Origin of the sequence: Pseudidiomarina sp. (genome assembly GCF_048268165.1) — a bacterium.
In the GTDB taxonomy this organism is placed as follows: Bacteria; Pseudomonadota; Gammaproteobacteria; order Enterobacterales; family Alteromonadaceae; genus Pseudidiomarina.
Genome location: NZ_JBLWWA010000033.1, coordinates 1 through 5,426 on the forward strand (window position 1 = coordinate 1; position 5,426 = coordinate 5,426).

Annotated in this window: 8 protein-coding genes; all 8 read right to left on the reverse strand. The window is 47.4% G+C overall.

Annotated features, from left to right (window positions below):
* Positions 1–340 precede the first annotated feature (340 nt).
* Complete coding sequence (locus ACN0UY_RS12880; RefSeq protein ID WP_417667638.1) at positions 341–496, reverse strand: hypothetical protein; 156 nt, start codon at positions 494–496, stop codon at positions 341–343.
* Positions 497–661: 165 nt separating this feature from the next.
* Positions 662–1,069 (reverse strand): DUF5681 domain-containing protein, encoded by a 408-nt coding sequence (locus ACN0UY_RS12885; RefSeq protein WP_417667640.1) that lies wholly within the window; start codon positions 1,067–1,069, stop codon positions 662–664.
* 133 nt (positions 1,070–1,202) lie between these two features.
* The gene (locus ACN0UY_RS12890) at positions 1,203–1,532 is read right to left on the reverse strand and encodes a hypothetical protein (protein ID WP_417667642.1); all 330 of its coding nucleotides are present in this window, start codon (positions 1,530–1,532) and stop codon (positions 1,203–1,205) included.
* A complete protein-coding gene (locus tag ACN0UY_RS12895; RefSeq protein ID WP_417667644.1) occupies positions 1,529–2,134 on the reverse strand; it encodes a YagK/YfjJ domain-containing protein in 606 nt (201 codons plus the stop codon). Before ACN0UY_RS12895 ends, ACN0UY_RS12890 begins: the two co-directional genes overlap by 4 nt.
* A gap of 393 nt (positions 2,135–2,527) precedes the next feature.
* Positions 2,528–2,923, reverse strand: coding sequence for a hypothetical protein (locus ACN0UY_RS12900; RefSeq protein ID WP_417667646.1), 396 nt, complete (start codon positions 2,921–2,923; stop codon positions 2,528–2,530).
* The gene (locus ACN0UY_RS12905) at positions 2,920–3,105 is read right to left on the reverse strand and encodes a helix-turn-helix transcriptional regulator (protein ID WP_417667648.1); all 186 of its coding nucleotides are present in this window, start codon (positions 3,103–3,105) and stop codon (positions 2,920–2,922) included. Before ACN0UY_RS12905 ends, ACN0UY_RS12900 begins: the two co-directional genes overlap by 4 nt.
* Positions 3,106–3,184: 79 nt before the next feature.
* The gene (locus ACN0UY_RS12910) at positions 3,185–3,940 is read right to left on the reverse strand and encodes a hypothetical protein (RefSeq protein ID WP_417667650.1); all 756 of its coding nucleotides are present in this window, start codon (positions 3,938–3,940) and stop codon (positions 3,185–3,187) included.
* 28 nt (positions 3,941–3,968) lie between these two features.
* Positions 3,969–5,210, reverse strand: a complete 1,242-nt coding sequence (locus tag ACN0UY_RS12915; RefSeq protein WP_417667652.1) for an integrase domain-containing protein — start codon at positions 5,208–5,210, stop codon at positions 3,969–3,971.
* Positions 5,211–5,426 lie beyond the last annotated feature (216 nt).

Genomic DNA, 5,426 nt, shown 5'->3' on the forward strand with positions numbered 1-5,426 from the left:
CCCAGCTGTTTCCAGCTGGGCCTTCGATGTTTGGTGGGTGGGGGGAGTCTAATTGTTTAGCTAACTACCTGATGATAAATGATTTTTTATTTGTTGTTTATGCTTGGTGTTACTAAGGGTGTGACTAAACCTTAGGTTCATGCTGTGTGGTAGGCATTAGGCAGACAAAAAAATGTAACTATGTCGGGCTGATCTTTTTATTTTTTGCGATTTGGTGGCACTTGAATCACTGCTCCGACTTCTCCCGTCTTTGGGTTTATTAGCTGAATCTCTGTTACCCGGATTTCGGGTGTCGCTTTGATCTGCTCCAGTGACTCCAATCGTTTCTGTATCGCTGCGTTCACTTGCGGCCATCCTTGTAAAAGTAATCCAGTGATAAACCAACATCAGGGGGTACACCCCGGTAAAAGTCATCAAGGGTCAGTGTTCTTTTTGCCTTCGACCTGCGCCCGGTTTGCTCTAGTGCTGCCAGACGCTTTTCTATGGCTTTACTCATAAGCTGCCCCCAGCATTGGTTTAAGCTGATCCATGCCGATCAGTGAACCATCAACCAGATAATCAGCGATCCTAGCCAGAGCCTCAGGGTTCAGCCTTTCTCTGGTGGGTGTCGTGTGACGTTTGGCACGTTCTAGGTTTGCCAGTCGTCTATCAAGTGCTGATCTCATTGGTTCTGTTCTTCCAATGCCTGAATCCGTTTTTCCAGTTCTTCCACTTCGATCACACGCGCCAGAGTGCCTAAGCCAGCAAGCATCTGTCCGGCCTGATCCGGGGCAAGTTCACCACGGGCAACGGCATCAAGTACCGCTCTGCCTGTTTCTGCCATGCCTGCGTTCTCTGGTATGGCGATCTGTACCGGGGTGCTCTGGGGTTTTAGTGGGGCGTGTATCCGGTCGATACAGATTTTTAATGCTGTGGTATCTCCATCCAGTGCTAGGGCTATCAACTTGTCTGCCAGCTCTGCGCCATGTTTCCTAAGCGCCTTCTCTAGCTCTGTAGTGGCTTTTCTGGGTCTGCCCTGTGGGTTGCCACTACTTCCTTTTTTAAATCGCCCCTGTTCGCGTTCTGGCATGTTTTAAGCCTCTTTTGTTATACCTTGGTCTATGCTGGCTAAAAATACAGTATCTTATGCTTTTGCCCCAGAAACAAGAAAAGCGCCCTGATAGCTGGCGCTTTAGTCCTGTTCTGATCCTGCTTACAGGTGGTTACTGTAGCGTGTGAACCTTGCCCGGTTGAGACTGGGAGTTACCAAACAACTCTGTGGCTGTTTCCTGTACCTGTTCCGGGGCGATCCCCAGAGCATCGGCAATGTCGGTAACGCTGTAATAAACCTTTCCGTCATCATCACAGCCGGATGGTTTCAGGTTTGGGAACATTTCATCAAAGGTGCTGCGTAGAATCTCCTGTAACTCAGCCCGCAAATAATCCGGTGTTACCGGGTCAAAGGCGGCTTTAATGAGTTCGTCCGCTGTATCTTCTGCGTTATTGATTCGGGCAGATAGTGCCGCCCGTTGGTATATCTCTAAACTGCTCATGCTGCGGCCTCTGTATGTCGTTTCGTCCGTGGCTTAATTCGGCTTGTGCCGTAGTCGTGCGTAGTGCTGGGGCGTTTGTCTTTGGTGTTCACCTTGGCTAGGTAGCTTAATCGGTAAATCGCATTAGCCAGTGTTTGACCATCTATCTCTGAACGCCTTAGCAAGTAGTAGCAATTCCTTGGAGTGTAAGCTGACAAATTAGAGCGCCAGCAAATATCCCCCACCAGCTCAATAACTCGGTGAGGGTGCTGTACTTTGTGCCCATCCAACATAAGCGCAAGATGGTAATGGTGTGCTTCGCTGGTTTTTTGCTCACGCGCCCACGCGTACCCTAAGCGATTGATAAAGCCATAGGCTTTGGTGTTGAGGCGCTTTTTCAGCTTGCTGGACAGCTTTGTCATAACCCTGTTTGTCTGCTCGGCACTATGGTTGCGAATATCTATCCGCACCAGTAATACACGGGAATAGTGGCTTAACATCGCCTCGATCTGGTCATAGGTGCGGTAAAGTATCTCCGGGTAAATCGGCTTCCCTTTGCCTGCGTACACCTTGAACACGTTACCGCCCAACATTAAGTATTCGGATTCAGTCTGTAACTTCATAAATACACTGCCTGACAATAGCCCTGATACCCACCCCTTAGGTCTACAAGACTACTGCTATAGATATTATGAATTACCTGCTTGATTTCAGCCGGGGCAAATAGCCCCAGCTCCCGCCCGGTATGGGCTGCGCCTGATTCAGTTTCGATAAAATAGGGGGTGAAAATCGGGTGTTTTGTCTCATTCGTTACCATTCGCTGAAAACTCCTTTTCAAACAATAAGTTATGGTCATCAGCAAAAGGCTCGTATCTTGAGCAGTTGGGTGCGTGAACAATGGTGGTCATGTTGCTATAGTTCCAGAGTTAGCAGCGACTCCAGTCGCCAAACTTTGCCGCTGCTGATTTGAGAAATACATAACGAGTGTTATGTACTAAGCCGTTTAGGTTTTATGCCTAGGCGGTTTTTTTATTTTCCAACGCCTCCTGCAACTCCCTCTTTGCTCGTGGGCAGCGTTCGGTTTCTGTCGTGGCCTGCTTCAGGCTGACTTTCTTTAGTGAAACCCAGCGTTCCGCCCTTGCTTTGCGATCTTGTAAGGGATCACCGCTTTTATGGCGCGGGTCGAGCGCAAAGGCTTTTTGCCCTTTATGCTCGCAGCGGATAATCAGCCAATGGCCGTAACGGTCGCCTTCCAACTGCTGCAATGGCGAACGGTAGTTGCTGCCAATCTGGTTAAGAATGGCCTGCTCTGTTAAGACTTCAGTGTCAGTCAGCATGTTGATTAGGATATGGGCTTTGCAGCCCTGAGCGGGGATATATTCGGACGAAATGCCCTGAAATTTGAAAGTCATTGCGCACCCTCCTCTTGATTCTGCTCCCATTTTTCGAGATCAGATAAGCGCCAGCGGGTAGAGCCTGCGAGTTTGACGGGTTTGGGAAGCTGACCTTCTTTTAACCAGCGCCAGATAGTTGAGCGTGCCACCTCATAACGCGCGGCTAATGTGCGGTCAGTCAAATATTGAGTGTTTGTCATAGTTATATCTCATGTTTCATGTCTCAATTTACATAAAACAGACTAACTCAATATTTTTCTTAGCTGGGAGAGTAAAAACTCATGGCAGTTTGTACCCCCTAGGTTCTAATATGTCTGCCAAATCAGAATGTATGGTTCTTTTATCTTTTTTAGAGGCCATTTCTTTACAAGACTGATAAAGATTTTTAACTTTTTTTAATTCAATGCCTAACTTGCTAGACGCATGCTGCAAAGCAGGCTCAATTCCATTCGTCTCTATATTCCCGTTATCTTCATACTCTATGACGCACAAACAAATAGCTGCCATCTGTCCAAGTAACAAATAGCTTGTTTTTAAAAATCCAAGATGTGAGTACATGCCCTTTTCCTCAAGGCTTGCATTCTCCTTCTTTAGCTTTAAATAAATTTCTTTATATACATGCTCACTACTTTTTTCGTATTCCTCAGAGACCATTGTTACCGCATCGGTGGTGGATGAGCTTTTTATAGGATGACCTTTTCCATTCCAATAATGTATTTCTGCCCAAATCTCTAATTTTTCTTTATGCTTCGTAAGATAAGTTTGATGGTGTTTTATCCTAGGCGGTCTGCCTGCAATAATATCTTGAAGCATCTCTCGGTAATTATCGTCTAAAAGCTCTATTAGGCCATGTTTAACACATTGAATTAAATGGGCTTTCTTCCCAAAATCTATTGCGAGTACGTACGCGTTCTCAACAAATTTTCCTCTCCGACTAGAGCAGTTCCAGATGCCATCATCTTTAACCTCTCGATAATAAACAACGGTTTCCGTTACCTCTGTTATTTCGATGTTATATTCTTCATTTTGCATCATTACTTTTAATCTCCCTTGGCCTATTCCGCTAAACCGCTCTCAGCATTCTGTGGCCGCTTGCCATGCTCAGATTACCTGTTGCCGCCTGCTCAATATGTTCGCTCCACCAGTCCATTAGCTTGCGTCTGCGTTCGATATATTCCGCCCGGTTGTAGGCTCTGCGAACATCGTTTTTCTCAACGTGGGCAAGTGCGGATTCGATAACGTCAAAATCAAAGCCCTGCTCATTCAGGGTGGTGCTAGCTAAGGCTCTGAGTCCGTGGGAAACCAGCAAGCCACCGTAACCCATGCGTTTAATCGCCATATTGGCGGTGCTGGAGTTGCTGGGTTTATGCGGTGTTCTATCACCGGGGAAAATAAACTCGCTGTGCTGGCTGATCTCTTTCATGGTTTCCAGCAGGGCTAGGCATTGGTCAGAAAGCGGGACTTTATGCTCTAGTTTTTTCTTCATTCTGATAGCGGGTATCGTCCAGATACGCTTATCAAAATCTATTTCATCCCAACGAGCGCCAGCGGCTTCATTTGGCCTAACCATTGTATGAAGTTGCCATTCGATCAGGCAGCGGGTGGTTCTCTTTATGCTGGCGTTGGCTAAGTCCCGCATAAACTTGGGTAGTTCGTCCGGCTTAATGGTTGGGTGGTTTTTCTTTTCCGGTGGTTCAAACATAGTGCCGATCTGGGCTAGTGGGTTGCTCTCAATAAGCCCGCTGTTCACCGCATAAAACATAACTTCATTAAGCCGCTGGCATAGGCGCTTGACGGTTTCCAAGCTGCCTTTAGCGGCTACAGGCTTTAATGCCTGAATGGCGATAGGCGCTTTTAGCTGGTGAATAGGCATCGCCCCAAACTTCGGGAATATGTGAAGCTCAAACGACCGGGCAATGTCGGTTGCGTAGCCTTCAGATACTTTCTTGCGCTTAACGTCCATCCACTGTTCAGCCACGGCCTGAAAGGTGTTGGCGTAGGCTTGTGCGGATTGCTGGCGCTGTTCGTCCCGGTGCTGTTTGGGGTCTATGTCATCTGCGAGAAGTTGGCGGGCTTCAGCGGCTTTTCTGCGGGCATCAGCCAGCGATACAGCCGGGTAACTGCCTAAACCGATATTGGTTCGGGATTTCACAAAAGGACGGGTGTAGTTAAACAGCCAGAGTTTTGAGCCGCTGGGTTTAATTCTGAGTGCCAGCCCATCACCATCTGACAGGGAGTATTCCTTGTCTTTGGGCTTTGCCTGCTTCACTTCTGTGTTGTTCAGGGGTTTGGTAACTCTAGCCATTTTAGTAACACCATAATCCGTGGTTTCGATCTGATGTTACTAAGGGTGTGACCAAAAGGGCAAGAAGGGATAAGAATGTTACATACTCAATGAGACAACAAACAGGCACAAAAAAGCCCGAAACCCTGTGTTTATCAGGTGTTTCGGGCTTATTTGAGGTCGGTTAAGACCCTTGTTTGGTGGAGGTGGGGGGAGTTGAACCCCGGTCCCACAACG

Excerpts from the sequence above, each read along its gene's own strand:
- ACN0UY_RS12880 (WP_417667638.1), bottom strand. The coding sequence starts at position 496 with ATGAGTAAAGCCATAGAAAAGCGTCTGGCAGCACTAGAGCAAACCGGG.
- ACN0UY_RS12885 (WP_417667640.1), bottom strand. The coding sequence starts at position 1,069 with ATGCCAGAACGCGAACAGGGGCGATTTAAAAAAGGAAGTAGTGGCAAC.
- ACN0UY_RS12890 (WP_417667642.1), bottom strand. The coding sequence starts at position 1,532 with ATGAGCAGTTTAGAGATATACCAACGGGCGGCACTATCTGCCCGAATC.
- ACN0UY_RS12895 (WP_417667644.1), bottom strand. The coding sequence starts at position 2,134 with ATGAAGTTACAGACTGAATCCGAATACTTAATGTTGGGCGGTAACGTG.
- ACN0UY_RS12900 (WP_417667646.1), bottom strand. The coding sequence starts at position 2,923 with ATGACTTTCAAATTTCAGGGCATTTCGTCCGAATATATCCCCGCTCAG.
- ACN0UY_RS12905 (WP_417667648.1), bottom strand. The coding sequence starts at position 3,105 with ATGACAAACACTCAATATTTGACTGACCGCACATTAGCCGCGCGTTAT.
- ACN0UY_RS12910 (WP_417667650.1), bottom strand. The coding sequence starts at position 3,940 with ATGATGCAAAATGAAGAATATAACATCGAAATAACAGAGGTAACGGAA.
- ACN0UY_RS12915 (WP_417667652.1), bottom strand. The coding sequence starts at position 5,210 with ATGGCTAGAGTTACCAAACCCCTGAACAACACAGAAGTGAAGCAGGCA.